The sequence below is a fragment of the Micromonospora mangrovicola genome (assembly GCF_047200535.1).
In the GTDB taxonomy this organism is placed as follows: Bacteria; Actinomycetota; Actinomycetes; order Mycobacteriales; family Micromonosporaceae; genus Micromonospora.
In genome coordinates this window covers 25,938-46,317 of record NZ_JBJZOG010000056.1, presented here as the reverse complement: position 1 = coordinate 46,317, position 20,380 = coordinate 25,938, and the positions used below count along the sequence as shown (strand labels likewise).

Sequence of the window (20,380 nt, the reverse complement as noted above, 5' to 3'; positions counted from 1 at the left end):
GTTTTTTTTTTTTTTTTTTTTTTTTTTTTTTTTCTTTTCTTCCCCCCCCCCCCCCCCCCGCCGGCACCGCACCGAGCGGCGGCGACGCCGCACGCCGGGCACGCCATCCAGCCGCCGGCCCCGGCCGGCCGAGACGGACACGGAGGTACGCAGACACCGCACCCGCCGGGGGGATCGCAGAGCACGAGGCAACAGCCACGTACGGGGGGATCAGGACCACCGACCAGAGGAAGAGTCCCGCTCATGCCCGACCATGCCACCACCCCACCCCGAAGACTCCGGACCCGCGCGCTGCTGGCCACCGTTGTCGCCGCCGCGCTCGCCACCACCTCGATCACCGTCGTGGCGCTCACCTCCACCACCACCCCGGCCCGGGCCGCCGGGCTGTCCCCGTTCGACATCGCCGGCCGCGGCGCCACCGTCCCCTTCGTCGAGCAGGAGGCGGAGCGGGTTGTCCACACCGGCACCCGGATCGGCCCCGACCGGCACTACGGCACCCTGCCGTCGGAAGCCTCCGGCCGGGAGGCGGTCACCCTCGACGCCGTCGGCGAATACGTCGAGTTCACCCTCACCGCGCCGGCCGACGCGGTCACCTTCCGGTACAGCCTGCCGGACAGCGCCGCCGGCACCGGTCGGGACGCCACCATCGACCTGCGCGCCAACGGCACCCTGGTCAAGGCGGTCCCGGTCACCTCCAGGTACGGCTGGTACTACGGCGGCTACCCGTTCAACAACAACCCGGGCGACACCAACCCGCACCACTTCTACGACGAGGCCCGGACCCTGTTCGGCACCACCTACCCGGCCGGCACGAAGATCCGCCTCCAGGTCTCCTCGACCGCCCAGTCGCCCACCTTCACCATCGACCTGGCCGACTTCGAGCTGGTCGGCGCGCCGATCGCCAAGCCCGCCGGGGTGCTGGACGTGGTCACCGACTTCGGCGCCGACCCGACCGGCGGCAGCGACTCCACCGCCAAGTTCCAGGCCGCCGTCGACGCCGGCAGGGCGCAGGGCAGGACCGTGTGGATCCCCGCCGGCACCTTCACCTTCTGGGACCACGTCGTGGTCGACGGGGTGACCCTGCGCGGCGCCGGCCCCTGGCACTCGGTGCTCGGCGGCCGGCACCCCACCGACCGGAAACGGGCGGCCGGCATCTACGGCAAGTACGTCGCCGGTGGCGGCTACGGCGGTGAGATCCGGCCGCACGAGGCCGGCGGCCCCAGCCGCAACGTCACCCTCCGGGACTTCGCGATCATCGGCGACATCCGGGAGCGCGTCGACGAGGACCAGGTCAACGCCCTCGGTGGGGCGATGTCGAACTCGGTGGTGGACAACCTCTGGCTCCAGCACACCAAGGTCGGTGCCTGGATGGACGGGCCGATGGACGACCTGACCATCCGCAACAGCCGGATCCTCGACCAGACCGCCGACGGGGTGAACTTCCACTGGGGCGTCACCAACTCCACGGTGACCAACACCTTCGTCCGCAACACCGGCGACGACGGCCTGGCCATGTGGGCGCAGAACGTGCCGAACGTCAACAACTCCTTCACCCACAACACCGTCGGCGTCACCATCCTGGCCAACAACCTGGTCACCTACGGCGGCCGGGACATCGCCATCACGGACAACGTGACCGCCGACTCGGTCACCAACGGTGGCGGCATCCACGTCGCCAACCGCTATCCGGGGGTGAACGGTCCGACCGCGGTGGCCGGCACGATCACGATGGCCCGCAACACCCTGATCCGCAACGGCAACTCCGACTACAACTGGCGCTTCGGTGTCGGCGCGCTCTGGTTCTCCGCGCTCAACGAGCCGATCCAGGGCGCCACCATCAACGTCACCGACACCGACATCCTGGACAGCTCGTACGCCGCGCTGCACTGGATCGAGGGGCAGACCAGCGGGATCAACCTGAACAACGTGCGCATCGACGGCGCCGGCACGTTCGCCCTCCAGGTGCAGGCGGCCAGCCAGGTGACCTTCACCAACGTGCGGGCCACCGGCGTCGCCCAGGCCAATCCGATGTACAACTGCGTCGGCAGCGCCTTCCAGATCACCCAGGGCGCCGGGAACTCCGGCTGGTACTCGGCCGGCCCGTACTGCGGGCCATGGCCGGAGCCGCAGTGGGGCAACGGCCCGTCCACTCCGCCCAGTCCGACACCGACCGGCCCGACGCCCAGCTCGACCCCGACGAGTAGCCCGCCGCCCTCGGGCGGCAACCTCGCGCTCGGCCGGCCCGCCACCGCCTCCAGCACCACCCAGACCTATGCGGCGGCCAACGCGGTGGACGGCAACGCCGGCACCTACTGGGAGAGCGCCAACAACGCCTTCCCGCAGTCGTTGACCGTGGACCTCGGCGCGGTGCGGTCGGTCGACCAGGTGGTGCTCAAGCTGCCACCCGGCTGGGAGCGCCGGACCCAGACGCTGTCCGTGCTCGGCTCCACGGACGGATCGGCGTACCCGACGGTGAAGGCATCGGCCGCCTACACCTTCGACCCCGCCACCGGCAACATCGTGTCGATCCCGCTGCCGGCGGGGGACCGGCGGTATGTGCGGATCACCGTCACCGGCAACACCGGCTGGCCCGCCGCGCAGGCCGCCGAGCTCGAGGTGTACGGCGGCACGGCCAGCACGCCGCCCCCGACCACGCCGCCCCCGACCACGACGCCCCCGCCCACCACGCCCCCGCCCAGCGGCAACCTCGCCGCCGGCCGGCCGGTCAGCGAGACCAGCCACGCCGACGTGTACGCAGCGGCCAACGCGGTGGACGGCAACGCCGGCAGCTACTGGGAGAGCGCCAACAACGCCTTCCCGCAGTCGCTGACCGTCGACCTCGGCGCGACGTACCCGGTGTCCCGGGTGGTGCTGAAGCTGCCACCGTCGTCGGCCTGGCAGACCCGGACCCAGACCCTGTCCGTGCTCGGCTCCACCGACGGATCGTCGTACACCACGGTGAAGTCGTCGGCCGGCTACACCTTCGACCCGGCCACCGGCAACACCGTCACCATCACCATCCCGACCACCGGCCAGCGCCACCTGAGGCTGACCTTCACCGGCAACACCGGCTGGCCGGCCGGCCAGGTCGGCGAGTTCGAGGTCTACGCAGCCTGACCACCAACGGGGTCCCCGCCGCCCGGCGGGGACCCCGCACCCCCACCCCCGATCCACCTCTCCACGTCCTGGGAAGAAGGTGTCCGTCCACAATGTCCAGACTGCGCAGCCGGCTGGTCGCGGTGCTCGCCGCGGTCGGCCTGGCCGTCACGGCCCCGCCCCCCTCCCCGGCCGCCGCGGCAGGCGGCCCCAACCTCACCCTCGGCCACACCGCCGCGGCCAGCAGCGCCAACGGCCCCTACGTCGCCGGCAACCTCACCGACGGCAACGCCGGCAGCTACTGGGAGAGCGCGAACAACGCGTTCCCGCAGTGGGCCCAGGTCGACCTCGGCCCCAGCCAGACCGTCGACCAGGTCGTGCTCAGGCTCCCCGCCGGCTGGGAGGCCCGCACCCAGACCCTGTCGGTGCAGGGCAGCACCGACGGCTCCGGTTTCGGCACCATCGTCGGCTCGGCCGGGCAGACGTTCAGCCCGGGCAGCGGCAACGCCGTCACCCTCAGCTTCCCGGAGACAACCACCCGGTACGTGCGCGTCACCGTCACCGCGAACACCGGCTGGCCCGCCGCCCAGCTCGCCGAGCTGGAGGTGTACGGCGCCGGCGGCTCCTCCACCAACCTCGCGCTCGGCAAGGCGATGGCCGAGAGCAGCCACGCCGACGTCTACGGCGCGGGCAACGCCAACGACGGCAACGCCGGCACGTACTGGGAGAGCGCGAACAACGCGTTCCCGCAGTGGATCCGTGCCGACCTGGGCGGCGCCGTCGGGGTCAACAAGGTGGTGCTCAAGCTCCCCGCCGGTTGGGAGACGCGCAGCCAGACGCTGACCGTGCAGGGCAGCACCGACGGCTCCACGTTCAACAACCTCGTCGCGTCCGCCGGGTACACGTTCAACCCGGCGAGTGGCAACACCGTCACGATCACCTTCACCACCGCCAGCACCCGCTACGTCCGGCTGCTCTTCACCGCCAACACCGGCTGGCCGGCCGGCCAGCTCGCCGAGTTCGAGATCTACGGCCCGGCCACCGGGGACACCCAGCCGCCCAGCGCACCGGGCAACCTGGCCTTCACCGAGCCGGCCGGCGACCAGATCCGACTCACCTGGACGGCGTCCACCGACAACGTCGGGGTCGCCGGCTACGACGTCTACGCCAACGGGTCGCTGCGCACCAGCGTCAGTGGCTCCACCCTGACCTGGACCGACACCCAGCCGGCCGGCGCCACCGTCTCCTACTACGTGCGGGCGCACGACGCGGCCGGCAACCAGTCCGCCAACAGCAACACCGTCACCCGCACCGGCAACACCGGCGACACCACCGCGCCGACCGCGCCGGGCAACCTGGCGTACACCCAGCCGGGGTCCGGGCAGATCGAGCTGACCTGGACGGCGTCCACCGACAACGTCGGGGTGACCGCCTACGACGTCTACGCGAACAACGCCCTGCGCGGCACGGTGGGCGGCTCGACCCTGACCTGGACCGACAACCAGCCGGACACCGCGACCGTCTCCTACTACGTCCGGGCCCGGGACGCGGCCGGCAACGTCTCCGCGACCTCGAACACCGTCACCCGGACCGGCAGCACGCCCGGCGGCAGCAACCTGGCCGTCGGCAAGCCGATCACCGCCTCCTCGACGGTGTACATCTTCGCGGCCGCCAACGCCAACGACGGCGACGCGACGACCTACTGGGAGGGCGCGCCGGGGGCGTACCCCAGCACCCTCACCGTCTCCCTCGGCGCCAACGCCGTGGTCAGCTCCGTCGTGGTCAAGCTGAACCCGGACCCGGTCTGGGGGCCGCGCACCCAGACCTTCCAGGTCCTCGGCCGGGAACAGTCCTCCTCGTCGTACACCACCCTGGTCGGGTCGGCGACCTACTCGTTCAGCCCGAGCAGCAGCAACACCGTCACCATCCCGGTCAGCGCGACGACCGCCGACGTGCGGCTGCAGTTCACCGGCAACTCCGGCTCGTCCAACGGGCAGGTCGCCGAGCTGCAGGTGATCGGCGTGCCGGCGCCGAACCCGGACCTCACCGTCGCCGGGGTCACCGCCGCGCCCGCCGCGCCGGTGGAGACCGACTCGATCACCCTGTCGGCGACCGTCCGCAACGCCGGCACCGCCGCCTCCGCCGCCACCGCGGTCGGCTTCTACCTCGGCACGACGAAGGTCGGCACCGCCAACGTCGGCGCCCTGAGCGCCGGCGCCTCCACCACCGTCCCGGCGAACATCGGCCCGCGCAACGCCGGCAGCTACGAACTGGTCGCCAAGGTCGACGAGTCGAACGCGGTGATCGAGCAGGACGAGGGGAACAACAGCTACACCCGGCCCACCCCGCTGACCGTCAGCCCGGTGGCCAGCTCCGACCTCGTCGCCGAGACGGTCAGCTGGTCGCCGGGTACACCCAGCGCCGGCGCGACCGTCACTTTCTCGGTGTCGATCCGCAACCAGGGCACGGTCGCCGCGGCCGGTGGCGCGCACGGCATCACGCTCACCGTGCTCTCCGACACCGGCGCGACCGTCCGCACGCTGACCGGCTCGTACAGCGGCACCCTGGCGGCCGGGGCGACCAGCCCGGCGGTCAACCTGGGCTCCTGGACGGCGGTCAACGGCAAGTACACGGTCCGGGTGGTGCTCGCCACCGACGCCAACGAGCTACCGGTCAAGCAGCAGAACAACACCTCGGACCGGCCGCTGTTCGTCGGCCGGGGCGCGAACCTGCCGTACGACATGTACGAGGCCGAGGACGGGCGGCTCGGCGGCGGTGCGCAGGTGATCGGGCCGAACCGGACCATCGGCGACCTGGCCGGTGAGGCGTCCGGCCGCAGGGCGGTCACCCTCAACAGCACCGGCGCGTACGTGGAGTGGACCACCCGGGCGGCGACCAACACGCTGGTCACCCGCTTCTCCATCCCGGACGCGCCGGGCGGCGGGGGGATCGACTCGACGTTGAACATCTACGTCAACGGGGTGCTGCACAAGCCGATCAACCTGACCTCGAAGCACATCTGGCTCTACGGCGCCGAGGCGAGCCCGAGCGACTCGCCGGGCGCGGGCGCCCCGCGTCACCTGTACGACGAGGCCAACGTGATGCTGAACAGCACGGTCCCGGCGGGCAGTACGATCCGCCTGCAGAAGGACCCGGCGAACAGCACCACGTACGGGATCGACTTCGTCAACACCGAGCTGGTCGCGCCGAAGGCCAACCCGGACCCGGCCCGGTACAAGGTGCCGAACGGGTTCAGCCACGCCGATGTGCAGAACGCCCTGGACGCGGTGCGGATGGACACCACCGGCAACCTGGTCGGCGTCTACCTGCCGGCGGGCGCCTACGACACCGCCCAGAAGTTCCAGGTGTACGGCAAGGCGGTCAAGGTGGTCGGCGCGGGCATGTGGTACACCCGTTTCCAGACGCCCGCCTCGCAGCAGAACACCGACGCCGGCTTCCGGGTCGAGTTCTAGCGGGTCGACCTTCGCGGACCTCGCCTTCTTCGGCAACTACACCATCCGGCAGGACGGTCCGGGCAAGGTGTGGGGTGAGCTGAAGGACGTGGACAACCTGACCCTGGACCGGGTCTGGGTCGAGCACACCGTCTGCGCGTACTGGGGCGTGAGTGTCAGCGGGCTGACCATCCGCGACAGTCGATTCCGGGACACCTTCGCCGACGGGGTCAACATGACCAACGGCAGCACGAACAACCTGGTCACCAACTCGGAGGGGCGGTCCAACGGCGACGACGCGTTCGCCCTGTTCTCCGCGACCGACCAGGGCGCGTCCACCGGCAACCACGGCAACGTCTTCGAGAACCTGACCGCCACGCTGACCTGGCGGGCCGCGGGCCTCGCCGTGTACGGCGGGTACGACAACGTCTTCCGTAACCTCTACATCGCCGACATGCTGACGTACTCGGGCATCACCATCAGCTCGTTGGACTTCGGCTACCCGTTCATCGGCTTCGGGTCCAGCCCGCCGACCCAGTTCCAGAACATCTCGCTGATCCGGGCCGGCGGTCACTTCTGGGGTGCGCAGACCTTCGGCGCGATCTGGGTCTTTTCCGCCTCGAAGGAATTCCGGGGCATCCGGGTGTCCGACGTCGACATCGTCGATCCGACGTACTCCGGAATCATGTTCCAGACGAACTACGTCAACGGCCAGCCGCAGAACCCGATCACCGACACGATCTTCACCAACGTGTCGATCTCCGGGGCGAAGCGCAGCGGTGACGCCTACGACGCCAAGTCCGGGTTCGGCATCTGGGTCAACGAGATGCCCGAGGCCAACCAGGGGCCCGCGGTCGGCTCGGCCACCTTCACCAACCTGCGGCTGAACGACAACTACCAGGACATCCGGAACACCACCAGCACCTTCACCATCATCCGCAACTGACCCGGGATGCCGTCGTCGGGAGGGCGCCCGTCCTCCCGGCGGCGGTGGTCGCCGCCGCTCGCCGTCCGGGGCGGCGGCGGTGGCCCGGAGCCGCCCCCGGTGGCCGGCCCCGGCGGCTACGTTCCGGCGCAGGGGATGCGGTCGACGGCGCAGCCCTCCGGCGCCTGGCTGAGCGGATCCGGATCCCGCACGTCGAACCGGATGGTCGCCGATCCGCCGGCCGCGACGGCCGGTCCGGTGAACGTGACCACCGTGCCGTCCTGCGCGGCATCCGCTCCGTTGACGTTGCCGACCGTCGCACCGGGACCGAGCGTGACGACCACCGCCCAGCTCTGTTTCGGCGCGCTGCCCGCGTTGCTGACCACCACCTCGCCCCGGTAGCCGAACACCCGGTCGGAGATCGTCCGGTAGGTGGCAGCCAGCACCACCGGCGACGTGCCGGCGGCGCGCGTGCGCTCGGGTGTGCTCGTCGGGGACAGGACGGTGGTGGTGGCGCTGCCGCGGACGGCCTTCGGCGTCCGTGGCGGTCCGGCCTCGGGCGTGCGGCTGCGCTCGCTCGGCAGCACCAGCGGCGAGGCCTGCGGCGGCGGGGCGGAGGCCGGCGGCTCCGGGCGGGTCGCCCACACCGCCACGCCGCCGGCCGCCAGGGCCAGGCAGACCACCCCGCCGACCTTCAGCGCCCGCCGGCGCCCGCCTCCGGGCCCGGTCCGGACCAGCGGCAGTTCGGCGGTCAGCCCGCCCTCGGCGCGGCGTAGGTCGATCTGCTGGAACGCCAGCCAGTCGAGGATGGCCGGCAGCCGTACCGCGATCGCCTGCTGGTGGTGCTCGGCGCGCCGGTCGGCGTCCCACTCGCCGTGCTCCAGCGATTCGTGCACGGTCAGCCGGCAGCCGTGCCCGGTCGGCGCGACCGTGGCGGTCAGCAGGGTCCGCCGCCCGCCCTCCCGCCAGCGCAGCACCAGCAGCTCCGGTGCCTGCCGCCGTACCACCTCCACCTCGACGTCGGCGTCGAACCCCGGCAGCCCGGCCGCCCGCAGCAGCATCCGGTCCGGTGCGTCCGGTACCGGCGTGGCCTCGGCGAACCACTTGGCGAGCAGCGCCCGATCGGTCAGCGCCCGCCACACCGGATCGGCGGGATGGAACAGCTCGACGTCGGTGTCGATCTCGATCACGCGCAGACTCTACGGCCCACCCGTCCCGCCGGCACGGACGGGCGACCGGGTCCGACGGTCACCGCGTCGCCTGCTCCGGGCCGCCGTCGTGCCAGCGGGCGCGGAAGGCCGCCTCACTGGTCTCCTGGTGGGTCTTCTCCTCGAACACCACCCGACGCAGCGCGTGCCGGGCGTCCGCCAGCACCACCAGCTCGATCGCCACCAGCGCGACGCAGATGGCGGTGAGCAGGCCGAGCGCGGCCAGCGCCGGCAGGCGCCCGGCGACCGGGAGGCTGGCCGCCAGCGCCAGGAGCACGCCGATCCGCGTCCAGGTCACGGTCCCCAACATGCGCCACTGGAACGCCAGGTCGGCGGCCAGGTAGAGCATCACCCCGAGGAACAACAGGGCGACCGCCGGCCCGTGTCCGTTCTCGGTCACGCCGCCCGCCGGGTCGGTGATGGTCCGGACCAGTTCCTCGGCGCCGATGGCGAACAGGATGACGCCCCCGATCATCGGCAGGTAGAGGTAGGCGTATCCGTCGCGGCCCATGGCCACCCGCGGAATGCCCTGCGCGGCGTGCAGGGCGATCCGGGCGGCCGGACCGATCATGTCGAAGTGCGCCCACCACAGCGCCGCCGTGAACAGGATGCCCATCATGGCCGCCGGGATGGCCGGCCAGGTCACGGGTTTGCCCAGCAGGTTGCCGCCGACGCCGACGGAGATGACGGATTCGCCCAGCGCGATGATGAGGATCAGGTCGTAGCGTTCGGTCCAGTGCTCGGCCGAGGTGATCTCCCAGCCCTTGGTGCCGGCGACCAGCCCGCTGGCGTACTGGATCACGACCACGGCGATCCACAGGCCGTCGCGCAGCCACAGCCCCAGGTTCGTGTCCTTGGTCATCGGTGGGACCACCGCGGCGACGAACAGCAGCAGCGTCGTGATCATGATCTCCGGGACGAACTGGTACATCTTGCGGCGGGCGTCCGGCCGGCCCCGCGTGGCGTGCGAGTAGAGCGCCAGGTGTACGGCGCGGATCACCATGTAGCTGATCGTGACCACGATTGGCCCGGCCGCGCCCTCGTGCAGGCCGCCGAAGGTCTGCGGCAGGGCCAGCGCGAAGGTGAACAGGGCGACCATGCCGATCACCATCAGCACCGGGACGAAGCCCTCGCCGAGGCGTAATCGGCTGGCCACCACGCTGTGCACGACCCAGCACCACCAGAGCACGGCGAGCACCAGCAGCGCGTGCAGCAGCTCCCGCCCGGTCACGTTCGCGGCCGTGGCCCGGGTGATGATGAAGAAGGACACGACGAAGACGAGGTCGAAGAAGACCTCGAACTTGTCCACGCGGGCGGCCGGGGCGATGGCGACGGCGGGCCCCAGCTTGCCACGTCGCTGCCCGCCCTCCACCGGACGAGTCTCGCAGCGCGGGACCGGCCACGGGGCGGATTCGGACGGCAAGGCGGCGCCGCCGCCGCGCCGTTCAACCGTCCGGATCGCCGGTCGCGCGGCCCAGGTAGGTGAGCGGCCCCGGGTCGGGGACCGGGATCACGTGGAAGCCGAGCCGGTCGTAGAAGCCACGCGCCCGCATGTTGGCGGTGACCATGCCGACGTGCAGGGCGGGCGCGCCGGCCCGCGCGGCCGCGGCCCGGAAGGTCTCCAGCAGCCGCCGGCCGTGGCCGCGCCCCTGGGCCGCGGGAAGCAGGTCGATGTGCAGGTGGGCGGGGTAGCCCGCCAGCTCCGGCAGGAGCAGCCGTTCCGGACGGTGGTGCAGGGCCAGCATCTCCTCGTCCGGGTTGCCCGGCGCGCCCGTCGGCTCCGGGTAGCGGTGCGCCAGCCGGGGGATCCACTCCCGGCGGTAGGCGCGGACGAAGCCCTGGGTGTCCGCGGTGCCGAGGACGTATCCGACCACCCGGCCGGCGTACTCGAGCACGAACGCGAGCTCCGGTTCGAGGTGGAGGTAGGGGCCGGCGAACAGGTCGGGCATCAGGTCGTCGCTGGCGTACCGCCCGCGGGCGTCCCCACCCGCGTCGGCGGTGCGTACACAGATGTCGTAGACCGCGTCGTGGTCGCCGTGCCGGTACGGCCGGATCACCGCCGTGGTGGGCGGCGCCGTCGGGTTGCTCATGCCGGGACCGTACGGCGTGAGATCGTTCTCACCGAACCTGTTGCGACCGCCGCTCACTCGCCCAGCCGCTCGCGGGCCAGGAACTTCGGCACCACCATCCGCCATGCCTCGGTCACCAGCTCGGTCATCTGCTCGTGGTCGAGGCGGTCGAGATGGCAGCAGACCCAGTGGTAGCGCAGGTCGGCGGGCGGGGGCAGGAAGAACAGGTCCGGCTCGGCGGCGATCAGCCCGTCCCGTTGCTCCTTCGGGTAGCCGAAGCCCATCGTCCGCTCGTCGCGGGAGAAGGCGACGTAGACGATCCGGCCGACCCGGAACTTGATCCGGTCGCGGATCAGGTGCTCGCTGGTGCGGGGGAGGGTCCGGGCGAGCGCGCGGACCTCGTCGACGGTGACCACGCGCAGGACGCTAGCCCCGCCCCCCGACAGTTCGGCGCGCTGCTCGTCGAGGCCCGGAGGTGGTGCCGCTGGGGGAGGGGTCGCCGGTCGCGGCCCGAGCGGGTGGGCCGGACCTCGCTACGGGCGCGAGGTGGAGTCGATCATCAACGGCCGTCGGCGGGCGGCGCCGGTGCGGCCTCGGCGAGGGCGGCCCCGAGGGTGTCGACCAGCGATCCGTCCGGGTGTTCGAGCCAGTGCTGGACGGCGACCCGCAGGGTGGCCAGGAACGTCGCCGCCAGGACCCGGGAGCGCAGCGCGCCCGGGCGGCCGGCGCGGCGGGCCAGCTCGGCGGCCAGTTCCCGCTCGATCGCTGTGTACGCCGCGACCTGGTGCGCGATCAGCCCCGGGTGCCCGTGCAGCCGACGCCGCCCGGTCAGCCAGGACCTCGCCGAGTCGTCGTAGACGTCGGCGGCCAGGTCGAGGGCGGCCCGGCTCAGCGCGGTCCACGGCGGCTCGTCGGCGGGCCGCTCGTGGAGCAGGTCGAGCATCCGGCGCAGCCGCGCGGTGTCGCCGTGGAAGAGGGCCTCTTCCTTGCTGGAGAAGTAGTTGGAGAAGGTCCGGCGGGAGACGTGGGCCGCGTCGGCGATGGCCTCCACGGTGACCCGGTCCGGTCCCTGCTCGGCGGCGAGGCGCAGGGCGGCCTCGTGCAGCGCGAGGCGGGTGGCTGCCTTCTTGCGCTCCCGCAGCCCGGTGCTCTCCGCCATGCCCTCAGCGTACGTGAGCAGCTTCTCAATGTGCAAACTTGCCTGATGCGCAAGATTCGTTGATGATTGCTTGAGGCAACCAAAGTCGGCCTGGAGGAGATCCGTGGACACCGCCGAACTCGGCATGCGGCTGCCCGACCTGCTGAAGGGCGTGCGGCTGCTCAAGCAGCGGCGGGCGCACGATCGTCCCGGCGTCCCGCCGGGCCTGGTGGGCGTACTCACCTACCTCGACGGCTGCGCGACCGGGTGCCACGCCCGGGAACTGGCCGACCGCACCCGGCTCGACCCGTCCACCGTCAGCCGCGCCGTCGCCACCCTGGTGGCCGACGGCCTGGTGGAACGGCGGGCTGACCCGACCGACCGCCGCGCCAGCCGGCTCACCGTCACCGACGCCGGCCGGGCCGCCGTGGCCGAAACCCGGGACTGGTACGGGCGGGTGTTCGCCCGAGCGCTCGTCGGCTGGACCCCCGGCGAGGTGGCGGAGTTGTCCGCCGCGCTCGGCCGGTTCACCCGCGACATCGAAGTCGCCCTCGCACACCACGACAACCTGGAGGACGCGCGATGAGCGCACCCACCGCAACGGCCGACGCCGCGCCCATGAGCCGACGGCAGACGCTGGAGGCACTCAGCGGCCTGCTGCTCGTGCTCTTCGTCGCGATGCTCAGCAGCACGGTGGTCTCGACCGCCCTGCCGAAGATCATCGAGGCGCTGAACGGCTCGCAGACCCAGTACACCTGGGTGGTCACCGCCACCCTGCTCACCGCCACGGCGACCACCCCGATCTGGGGCAAGCTCGCCGACCTGTTCAACAAGAAGGTCCTCATCCAGGTCGCCATCGTGGTCTTCCTGGCCGGCTCGGTGGCCGCCGGGTTCGCGCAGAGCGCCGGTCAGCTCATCGGCGCCCGCGCCTTCCAGGGCATCGGCGTCGGCGGCCTGCAGGCCCTCGTCCAGGTCGCCATCGCGGCCATGATCCCGCCCCGCGAGCGGGGCCGCTACAACGGCTACCTCGGCGGCGTCATGGCGCTCGCCACGGTCGGCGGACCGCTGCTCGGCGGGCTCATCGTCGACACCTCCTGGCTCGGCTGGCGCTGGTGCTTCTTCGTCGGCGTGCCGGTCGCCGTGGTCGCGTTGCTCCTGCTGCAGGTCACCCTGCACCTGCCCACCGCACGCCGGGACAACGTGAAGATCGACTACCTGGGCGCGGCCCTGATCGCCGCCGGGGTCGGCGTGCTGCTGATCTGGATCTCCTTCGTCGACGGCTCGTTCGCCTGGCTCTCCTGGCAGACCGCCGCGATGGTCGGCGGCGCCGTGCTGCTGCTCGCCCTGGCCACCTGGGTCGAGGCACGGGCGGCCGAGCCCGTGGTGCCGCTGGACATCGTCCGCGAGCGCACCACCGCCCTGGCCATCCTCGGCAGCCTCGCGGTCGGCATGGCCATGTTCGGCGGGGCCGTCTTCCTCGGCCAGTACTTCCAGATCGGGCGCGGCTACAGCCCCACCGAGGCCGGCCTGCTCACCATCCCGATGATGGCCGGCGTACTGATCTCCTCGATCGTCGCCGGCCGGCTGATCACCGCCTCCGGGCGGATCAAGCCGTACATCGTCGCCGGGTCGATCATCCTGGTCGCCGGGTTCGCCCTGCTCGGCACCATCGACCACGAGACGTCGCTGGTCCTGGTCGGTGCGGCCATGTTCGTCGTCGGGGTCGGCGTCGGCATGACCATGCAGAACCTCGTGCTCGCCGTGCAGAACACGGTCGCCCTCAAGGACATCGGCGCGGCCAGCTCCTCGGTGGCGTTCTTCCGGTCGCTCGGCGGCACCATCGGGGTCTCCGTGCTCGGCGCGGTGCTGGCCCGCCGGGTCACCGACCGGATCACCCACGACCTCGCCGCCGCCGGGTTCCCCACCTCCGGGGGCGGCGGCAACAGCAACCTGAACCTGGCCGCCCTGCCCGCCCCGGTCGAGCACATCGTCCGGGCCGCGTACGGCGACGCCACCGGGCACATCTTCCTGATCTCCGCGGCCATCGCGGTGGTCGGCGTCGTGGCGGCGCTGCTGCTCAAGCCGGTCACCCTGCGCTCCAGCCTCGACCTGCCCGACACCGGCCGGTCGGTGGCGGTGGCGGCCGACGCGGTCGACGGTGCGCCCGCCTTCGACGAGGTCGCCGTGGACCCGGTGACCAGGGATCCGGCCCGTCGCTGACGCCGGAACCGCCGCCCCAGGGCCGTCGCCGTGACCCGGCGACGGCCCTGGTCCGTGGCCGCGCGGGCGGTGCCCGCCGGCATGACCGAATCGAGGAGTACGTGGACACGACCGAGGTCGGCTCGTCCCGGGCGGTGCCGGCCGGCACGCGGCGGGCCGGGGCGGTGCGGCGGGCCGCCCGGGAACTGGCGTTCGTCGCCACGCTGTTCCTCGCGTACAAGGCGGGTCGCGTCGCCGTGGCCGGCCGGACCGGCACCGCGCTGGCCAACGGGGAGCTGGTGTGGCGGTTGGAGCGCCTGCTGCACCTGCCCGGCGAGGCCCTCGTGCAGCAGCCGCTGCTGGGCCACGAACTGCTGGTCCGGCTGGCCAACAGCTACTACGCGTACGTGCACTTCCCGGCCACCGCCATCTGCCTGGTGTGGCTGTACGCCCGCCGTCCGGCGCACTACCACCGCCTCCGCCGGGCCCTCGCCGCGCTGACCGCGGCGGCCTTCGTCCTGCATGCCCTCGTCCCGCTCGCCCCGCCGCGGATGACCGCCCTGACCGGCCTGGTGGACACCGGACGCCGGTACGGCCCCGCTGTCTACGGGTCGCCCGAGGCCGACACCCTGAGCAACCAGTACGCCGCGATGCCCTCCCTGCACGTCGGGTGGGCCCTGGCCGTGGCCGTGGCGCTCGTCGCGGTCACCGCGGGGCGGTTGCGGTGGCTCTGGCTGGCGCACCCGATCGTCACCCTCTTGGTGGTGGTCGCCACCGGCAACCACTACTGGCTCGACGGTGTGGTCGCCGTGGCCCTGCTCGTACCGATCCTGGCGGTCCTGCCCCGGCCGCCGCGGGTCCACCGCACGGTGGCCGTGCCGACGCCCGGCGGACCGCTGCGGCCCCACCTGGTGGACCGGCGCCGGTACGCCGGGCACGGGGGCCGCCGGCGGAGCCGGGCGGGCTCCGCCGGCGGCGGTCGACGGTTCAGGCCGCCCGGTCGCGGGTGAGCCCCGGCGGCGTCACAGGGTGCCGCACACGGTGCCGTTCAGGGTGAACACCGTGGGCGGCACGTTCGGCCCGCTGTACCCGCCGACGAACCCGACACCGGTGCTGGCACCGGCCGCGAGTCGCCGGTTGTCGGCCGTGCTGGTGGCCTTGACGGCGCTGCCGGCCTGCGACCAGTTCGCGCTCCAGCCGCTGCTCACCTGCTGCCAGCCGGTCGGCCAGGTCCAGGTGAGCGTCCAGCCGTTGATCGGGTTCGGACCGTTGTTGACGATGTCGACGGTGGCCAGGTAGCCGTTGCCCCAGTCGGTGCCCTTGCTGAAGCGGACGCCGCACGTGCTGGCGGCCGGGCTGCCGGTGGCGAAGGCCAGCGGCGGGGAGGACCAGGAGACGTTGCCGGCGGTGTCGCGGGTCAGCACGTTGATCGTGTACCGGCTGCCCGGGTTGAGGTTGCCGACCGTCAGCGAGGTGCCGGTGGTCTCGCCGAGCTGCTCGCTGACCGCACCGTGCTGCCGGTACACCTCGTACTTGGCGATCGGGGCGGCGCCGGGGGTGGCCGCCGGCCAGGAGATGGTCGCGGTGCGGTCGGTGACCGCGCCCGCGGTGGGCCGGCCCGGGGCGCCCGGGCGACCGCCGGCCGGGTCGGCCGAAGGCACCACGAGAATGGTCAGCGAGTACGCCAGCAGGGTCAGGCCGGTCGCGCTGCCGGACCGGCTCTGCGTGATCGCCGCCGCGCCGTTGGTGTGGCGGTAGACCGTCGGCGCGGACCCCGACGGGCTGAAGCCGGCGTAGTCGATGGTCACCGGGTGGTCGTTCTCCGGGTCCTTGTTCACCAGCAGCACCGCCACGTCCCCGTTCCCCCGGCGCACCGCGTGCGCGGTGACCAGCGACCGGTTGGTGCCGGCGCGGACGAACTGGCCTCCGGCCCCGGCGAACAGGTTCATCATGGACAGCCCGTGATAGGGCGCGAACGGGTCGCCGCCGCCCGGGTACCAGTGCACGTCCACGAAGTCGATCTTCGGTCCGGCGAGGGTGAGCACGGTCTGGTTCCACGGGCCGGGGTCGTCGCCGGCGGTCAGTCCGTCCGGCCAGTTCGCGGGCATGGTGAGCACCGCGCCGACCTGCACCGTCGGGTCGACCGCCTTCATCGCCTCGGCGTACTCGACGACCAGCTCGGCGTACCGGGTGGCGCTCTTGTCGGGATGGTCGTCGGCCTCCCAGGCCGACCCGTACAGGCCGTTGCCGTAGTTCTCGTTGCCGACCGTCCAGTACTTCGCGCCATAGCCCTTGGTCACGTTGGCGTACCGGACCCAGTCGGCAGCCTCGGCGGGGGTGCCGGTGCCGTAGTTCGCGATGATCATCGGCTCGGCTCCGACCCGTCGGGCGGCGGCCATGAAGGCGTCGAAGCCGGTGCCCGGGGCGACGTATCCGCCGGGTGCGGTGTGCGTCCGCCAGTGGTAGATGTCGCCGTACGAGCCGCCCGGGTAGCGCAGCATCCGCACGCCCGCGGCGCGCAGCAGGTCGGACGTCTCGGCGGTGCCGAGGTTCGCGTCCCAGATGGCGTGGTTGACGCCGAGCGCGGTGTCGGGCACGGTGGCCAGCCCGGCTCTCGCGTTCACGGTCACCGTCACCGGCTCGACGGCGGCGCCGGCGTCCGCCGGGGGCAGGCCGGCGAGCGTGCCGGTGGCGAGCAGCAGGCTCGCCGCGTACGCGGTCCAGCGGCGGCGACCGGGCCGGAGTGGGCGGGGTGGCCGGGCGGGGTGCGCGGCCGCGGTGGGGATCCTCATGGCGGGGTCCTTCGTGGATCGGGCGAGATCCGCCCCGCCGGTGGCGGCGGCTCGTGCCGCGGGAGACGGTGGACGGACTCGTGGAGGGTGGTTCGTCCCAGGTGTCGTCGTCCGCCCCGGGGGACCGTGCCGGTCTCCGGTTGCCCATCGGACGACGGTCAGCCCCGCGCGAGCTGAGCCATCGACGTATCGGAATCCCACGCCGACCCGGCGGGCTCAAGGCGGCCCCGGTGGTGGCTCGGTATTTATAGACGGAAGTCTTTACTGTTAACAAGGTTTAATTTAGGTTCGTGGCATCTCCACCACTCACCCCGAAGGAGTTGCCGCCGTGCGTCGAAGGATCACCCTGCCGCTGCTCACCACCGGCGTGGTCGGCGCCGCCCTGGCCGTCGCCGCGCCCGCCCAGGCCCACGGGTACGTCTCCTCGCCCCCCAGCCGCCAGGCGCTCTGCGCCCAGCACACGGTCCCCGACTGCGGCCAGATCCAGTACGAGCCGCAGAGCGTCGAGGGCCCCAAGGGGCTGCGCAGCTGTCACGCCGGGCTCGCCCAGTTCGCCGTGCTCAGCGACGAGAGCCGCAGCTGGCCGGCCACCTCGGTCGGTACCTCGGCCACCTTCACCTGGGTCAACACCGCCCGCCACGCCACCGCCAACTGGGAGTACTGGATCGGGAGCACCCGGGTGGCCGTCTTCGACGGCGGCGGCCGCCAACCCGACGCGACCGTGTCCCACACCGTCAATCTGAGCGGCTTCTCCGGCCGGCAGAAGCTGCTCGCGATCTGGAACATCGCCGACACCGCGAACGCCTTCTACTCCTGCGTCGACCTGCAGATCGGATCCGGCGGTCCGGCGCCGAGCCCGACGCCGTCACCGACCGCGCCGTCACCGAGCCCGACGGTGAGCCCGACCAGCCCCGCGCCCACCGGCACCTGGACGGCCGGCAAGGCATACCAGGTCGGTGACGTCGCCACCTACAACGGGTTGACCTACCGCTGCCGCCAGGCGCACACCGCGCTCCCCGGTTGGGAGCCGCCGAACGTACCCGCGCTGTGGGAGCGGATCTGACCGCCCGGGCGCGGCCACGCCCGGCGTGCGCCGCACCCGGCATCATCCCCGCCCGAGCCGGCCGGAGCGACCGGGCGCGTCGCCTGCCCACCGCCGTCCTGCTGCTGCTCCTGGCGACCCTGGCCGGCTGCGCCGCCGCCCCGCCCCGACCGGCCACCCCCAGCGCGGGCGCCGACGCCAGCGCCATCGACGTGCTGTTCCTGACCATGATGGCGGCACACACCGAGCAGACCCTGCAGATCGTCCGGCTCGGCCTCGACCGCACGACGGACCGGGAGATCCGTACGCTCATCGCGGCCATCGATGTGACCGAGGCCGACGAGCTGTCCACCATGCGTGGCTGGCTGCGTGAGTCCGGGCCCTCGGCGGTGGCCGCCGCCGCCCACCACGACCATTCCGGACACAGCGACGCCACCACCGGCCTGGCCCGGCTGCGCGCCGCCCCGCCCGGCGAGGTGGACGCGGTCCTGCTCGACGTGCTCGGCAGGCATCAGCGCCAGGCCGCCGACCTGGCCCAGGCGCAGGTGCGCGCCGGCACCAGCGTGCGGGTCTGCGAGTTGGCCGGGCGCATCGAGCGGTCCCGGAGCGCCGAGGTCGGGCTGATGGCGAAGCTGCGGGCGGCCCGCCGGCCCTGACCGCCCCGGCCGCCGGTCAGCCGGTCACCGGCCGGGCGACCAGCAGCGCCCACCCGAGACAACCGAAGGCGGCGGTGTTCAGCACGGTGCGCACCACGTTCCAGCGCACCCAGGCGCTCTCGAACACCACCCGCAGGTGTGCCGGGTCGGCCGAGGCGGCGGCCCCGGCCTCGAGGCGGTCGTTGAGCGGCACGTTCACCGCCGCCGTCACGGCGAGCACCAGCCCGTAGAGCACCAGGGCGGCGAGCAGCCAGGGCAGCGGCGCGCGGTGGCCGTCGGGCAGGTGCAGCAGCACGGCCGCCAGGGCGCAGGCCAGGGCGCCGCCGAAACAGAGCGCGAACCAGCCGTTCAGGATGGCCTGGTTGACCGAGCGCATGGCGGTCACGAAGGCCGCGTCGTCCACCCGGGACAGGCCCGGCATCACCGCGTACGCGAACCCGGCGAACAGCCCCGCGGTCAACCCTGTGGTCAGTGTCGCCAGCAGCAGCGCGCCGGCCCGCAGCGCGGTCACCGGCCGCCCTCTCGTGTCGTCATGCCCCCAGCACACCCCGGTGCCGCCGGACGTTCCATGGTCAGGACGCCCGGATCCATACGCGAACGTCTACCCTCACCGGATGGACGTTCTCGCTGAGGTGCTGCGCGGGTTGCGCGCCCGGGACGCCTTCCTGCTCCGGACCGTGATGGATCCGCCCTGGTCGATCCGGGTCTGCGATGCCGCCCCGCTGAGCGTCACCACGGTGGTCCGGGGCACCGCCTGGGTGCTGCCCGACGGCGGCGGGCCGGTGCCGCTGCACCCGGGCGACGTGGCGATGCTGCGCGGGCCCGACCCGTACACGGTGGCCGACCGTCCGGAGACGCCGCCACAGGTGGTGATCCACCCCGGCCAGCGGTGCACCACGCTCGGCGGGCGGGAACTGACCCACTCGATGGCGCTCGGCCCGCGTACCTGGGGCACCCGGCCGGACGCCGCGGCGGCCCTGCTCACCGGCACCTACACCGGCAGCGGCGCCGTCGGGGCCGGCCTGCTCGCGGCCCTGCCACCGCTGGTGGTGCTCAGCGCGGCCGAGGGCGACCTGCCGATCGTCCCGCTGCTCGCGGCGGAGCTGGAACGGGCGGAACCCGGGCAGGAGGCGGTGCTTGACCGCCTGCTCGACCTGGTCGTCATCGCGGCGCTGCGTACCTGGTTCGCCCGGCCCGGCGGCCGGCCGCCCGGCTGGTACCGCGCCCACGCCGACCCGGTGGTCGGCCCGGCCGTCCGGCTGGTGCAGCACGACCCGGCCCATCCCTGGACGGTGGCCGGGCTCGCCGCCGTCGGCGGTGTCTCCCGGGCCGCCTTCGCCCGCCGCTTCACCGAACTGGTCGGCGAACCGCCGATGGCCTTCGTGACCGGATGGCGTCTCGCGGTCGCCGCCGACCTGCTGCGGGACACCGAGCTGACCCTCACCGCGGTGGCCCGCCGGGTCGGCTACGGCAGCCCGTTCGCGCTCAGCGCCGCCTTCAAGCGGGTGCGGGGGGTCAGCCCGCACGAGCACCGCGCCACGGCCTGAGGGGTGCTTTGCGGCACGGGGACGGTAAGGCCCTGGTCCTCTACGGCGTCTCCTCACCGCCGGAGGCCGGCACGATCACCGATCCCGACTCCCGGCCGCGTTCCTGCCCCGCCGCCGCGAGCCGTCGCACCTGCTCGACGGTCAGCCGAGGGAGCAGTCGCCGGTCCCCGTCGGCCTGCACTGACACCGTGGTGCGGGCCGGCGGCGCGCCGTGGGCCCGCACCATCGCGGGTCTTCTCGCCGGCTGACCCGGCCC

At 72.8% G+C, this 20,380-nt stretch carries 15 protein-coding genes and 1 pseudogene; 8 read left to right on the top strand and 8 right to left on the bottom strand.

What is annotated here, in order from left to right:
* The first annotated feature begins 243 nt into the window (after positions 1 to 243).
* Together ACL02O_RS21520 and ACL02O_RS21515 are read left to right on the top strand one after the other, a co-directional pair.
* On the top strand, positions 244 to 3,117 hold the full coding sequence (locus tag ACL02O_RS21520; RefSeq protein ID WP_412819917.1) for a discoidin domain-containing protein: 2,874 nt from the start codon (positions 244 to 246) through the stop codon (positions 3,115 to 3,117).
* A gap of 92 nt (positions 3,118 to 3,209) precedes the next feature.
* Positions 3,210 to 7,494, top strand: a pseudogene (locus tag ACL02O_RS21515) (discoidin domain-containing protein).
* A 116-nt stretch (positions 7,495 to 7,610) separates the two neighbouring features.
* On the opposite strand, the gene ACL02O_RS21510 reads toward ACL02O_RS21515, so the two are convergent.
* From ACL02O_RS21510 to ACL02O_RS21490, 5 genes are all read right to left on the bottom strand, one after another.
* Complete coding sequence (locus tag ACL02O_RS21510) at positions 7,611 to 8,663, bottom strand: SRPBCC domain-containing protein (protein ID WP_412819916.1); 1,053 nt, start codon at positions 8,661 to 8,663, stop codon at positions 7,611 to 7,613.
* Positions 8,664 to 8,721: 58 nt separating this feature from the next.
* Positions 8,722 to 10,053 carry a low temperature requirement protein A gene (locus tag ACL02O_RS21505; RefSeq protein ID WP_412819915.1) on the bottom strand — a complete coding sequence of 444 codons (1,332 nt, stop codon included), beginning with the start codon at positions 10,051 to 10,053 and terminating at the stop codon, positions 8,722 to 8,724.
* Between the two features lie 73 nt (positions 10,054 to 10,126).
* Positions 10,127 to 10,771: a GNAT family N-acetyltransferase gene (locus ACL02O_RS21500; protein ID WP_412819914.1), complete on the bottom strand. Its 645-nt coding sequence runs from the start codon at positions 10,769 to 10,771 to the stop codon at positions 10,127 to 10,129.
* A gap of 53 nt (positions 10,772 to 10,824) precedes the next feature.
* Complete coding sequence (locus tag ACL02O_RS21495) at positions 10,825 to 11,166, bottom strand: MmcQ/YjbR family DNA-binding protein (RefSeq protein WP_412819913.1); 342 nt, start codon at positions 11,164 to 11,166, stop codon at positions 10,825 to 10,827.
* A gap of 143 nt (positions 11,167 to 11,309) precedes the next feature.
* Complete coding sequence (locus ACL02O_RS21490; protein ID WP_412819912.1) at positions 11,310 to 11,909, bottom strand: TetR/AcrR family transcriptional regulator; 600 nt, start codon at positions 11,907 to 11,909, stop codon at positions 11,310 to 11,312.
* 103 nt (positions 11,910 to 12,012) lie between these two features.
* Here ACL02O_RS21490 and ACL02O_RS21485 point away from each other — a divergent pair, with 103 nt between their 5' ends.
* The 3 genes from ACL02O_RS21485 (at position 12,013) to ACL02O_RS21475 (ending at position 15,097) form a co-directional block, all read left to right on the top strand.
* Complete coding sequence (locus ACL02O_RS21485; protein ID WP_412819911.1) at positions 12,013 to 12,474, top strand: MarR family winged helix-turn-helix transcriptional regulator; 462 nt, start codon at positions 12,013 to 12,015, stop codon at positions 12,472 to 12,474.
* Positions 12,471 to 14,108 (top strand): MDR family MFS transporter, encoded by a 1,638-nt coding sequence (locus ACL02O_RS21480; RefSeq protein ID WP_412819910.1) that lies wholly within the window; start codon positions 12,471 to 12,473, stop codon positions 14,106 to 14,108. The genes ACL02O_RS21485 and ACL02O_RS21480 overlap by 4 nt, the downstream gene beginning before the upstream one ends.
* Before the next feature lie 101 nt (positions 14,109 to 14,209).
* On the top strand, positions 14,210 to 15,097 hold the full coding sequence (locus ACL02O_RS21475) for a phosphatase PAP2 family protein (RefSeq protein WP_412819909.1): 888 nt from the start codon (positions 14,210 to 14,212) through the stop codon (positions 15,095 to 15,097).
* Between the two features lie 12 nt (positions 15,098 to 15,109).
* Here the strand turns inward: ACL02O_RS21475 and ACL02O_RS21470 are convergent, their stop codons facing one another.
* A complete protein-coding gene (locus tag ACL02O_RS21470) occupies positions 15,110 to 16,879 on the bottom strand; it encodes a cellulose binding domain-containing protein (protein WP_412819908.1) in 1,770 nt (589 codons plus the stop codon).
* Positions 16,880 to 17,207: 328 nt separating this feature from the next.
* On the opposite strand from ACL02O_RS21470, the gene ACL02O_RS21465 reads away from it, so the two are divergent.
* Positions 17,208 to 17,942, top strand: coding sequence for a lytic polysaccharide monooxygenase (locus ACL02O_RS21465; RefSeq protein ID WP_412819907.1), 735 nt, complete (start codon positions 17,208 to 17,210; stop codon positions 17,940 to 17,942).
* The gene (locus ACL02O_RS21460; protein ID WP_412819906.1) at positions 17,927 to 18,577 is read left to right on the top strand and encodes a DUF305 domain-containing protein; all 651 of its coding nucleotides are present in this window, start codon (positions 17,927 to 17,929) and stop codon (positions 18,575 to 18,577) included. Before ACL02O_RS21465 ends, ACL02O_RS21460 begins: the two co-directional genes overlap by 16 nt.
* A gap of 16 nt (positions 18,578 to 18,593) precedes the next feature.
* Here ACL02O_RS21460 and ACL02O_RS21455 read toward each other — a convergent pair whose 3' ends face one another.
* Positions 18,594 to 19,088, bottom strand: a complete 495-nt coding sequence (locus ACL02O_RS21455) for an anthrone oxygenase family protein (RefSeq protein WP_412819905.1) — start codon at positions 19,086 to 19,088, stop codon at positions 18,594 to 18,596.
* A gap of 103 nt (positions 19,089 to 19,191) precedes the next feature.
* Between ACL02O_RS21455 and ACL02O_RS21450 the strand changes: the two genes are divergently transcribed.
* Positions 19,192 to 20,124 (top strand): AraC family transcriptional regulator, encoded by a 933-nt coding sequence (locus tag ACL02O_RS21450; protein WP_412819904.1) that lies wholly within the window; start codon positions 19,192 to 19,194, stop codon positions 20,122 to 20,124.
* A gap of 40 nt (positions 20,125 to 20,164) precedes the next feature.
* On the opposite strand, the gene ACL02O_RS21445 is transcribed toward ACL02O_RS21450, so the two are convergent.
* Positions 20,165 to 20,350 carry a hypothetical protein gene (locus ACL02O_RS21445; RefSeq protein WP_412819903.1) on the bottom strand — a complete coding sequence of 62 codons (186 nt, stop codon included), beginning with the start codon at positions 20,348 to 20,350 and terminating at the stop codon, positions 20,165 to 20,167.
* Positions 20,351 to 20,380 lie beyond the last annotated feature (30 nt).

Excerpts from the sequence above, each read along its gene's own strand:
- ACL02O_RS21520 (WP_412819917.1), top strand. The coding sequence starts at position 244 with ATGCCCGACCATGCCACCACCCCACCCCGAAGACTCCGGACCCGCGCG.
- ACL02O_RS21500 (WP_412819914.1), bottom strand. The coding sequence starts at position 10,771 with ATGAGCAACCCGACGGCGCCGCCCACCACGGCGGTGATCCGGCCGTAC.
- ACL02O_RS21490 (WP_412819912.1), bottom strand. The coding sequence starts at position 11,909 with ATGGCGGAGAGCACCGGGCTGCGGGAGCGCAAGAAGGCAGCCACCCGC.
- ACL02O_RS21480 (WP_412819910.1), top strand. The coding sequence starts at position 12,471 with ATGAGCGCACCCACCGCAACGGCCGACGCCGCGCCCATGAGCCGACGG.
- ACL02O_RS21470 (WP_412819908.1), bottom strand. The coding sequence starts at position 16,879 with ATGAGGATCCCCACCGCGGCCGCGCACCCCGCCCGGCCACCCCGCCCA.
- ACL02O_RS21450 (WP_412819904.1), top strand. The coding sequence starts at position 19,192 with ATGGACGTTCTCGCTGAGGTGCTGCGCGGGTTGCGCGCCCGGGACGCC.
- ACL02O_RS21445 (WP_412819903.1), bottom strand. The coding sequence starts at position 20,350 with ATGGTGCGGGCCCACGGCGCGCCGCCGGCCCGCACCACGGTGTCAGTG.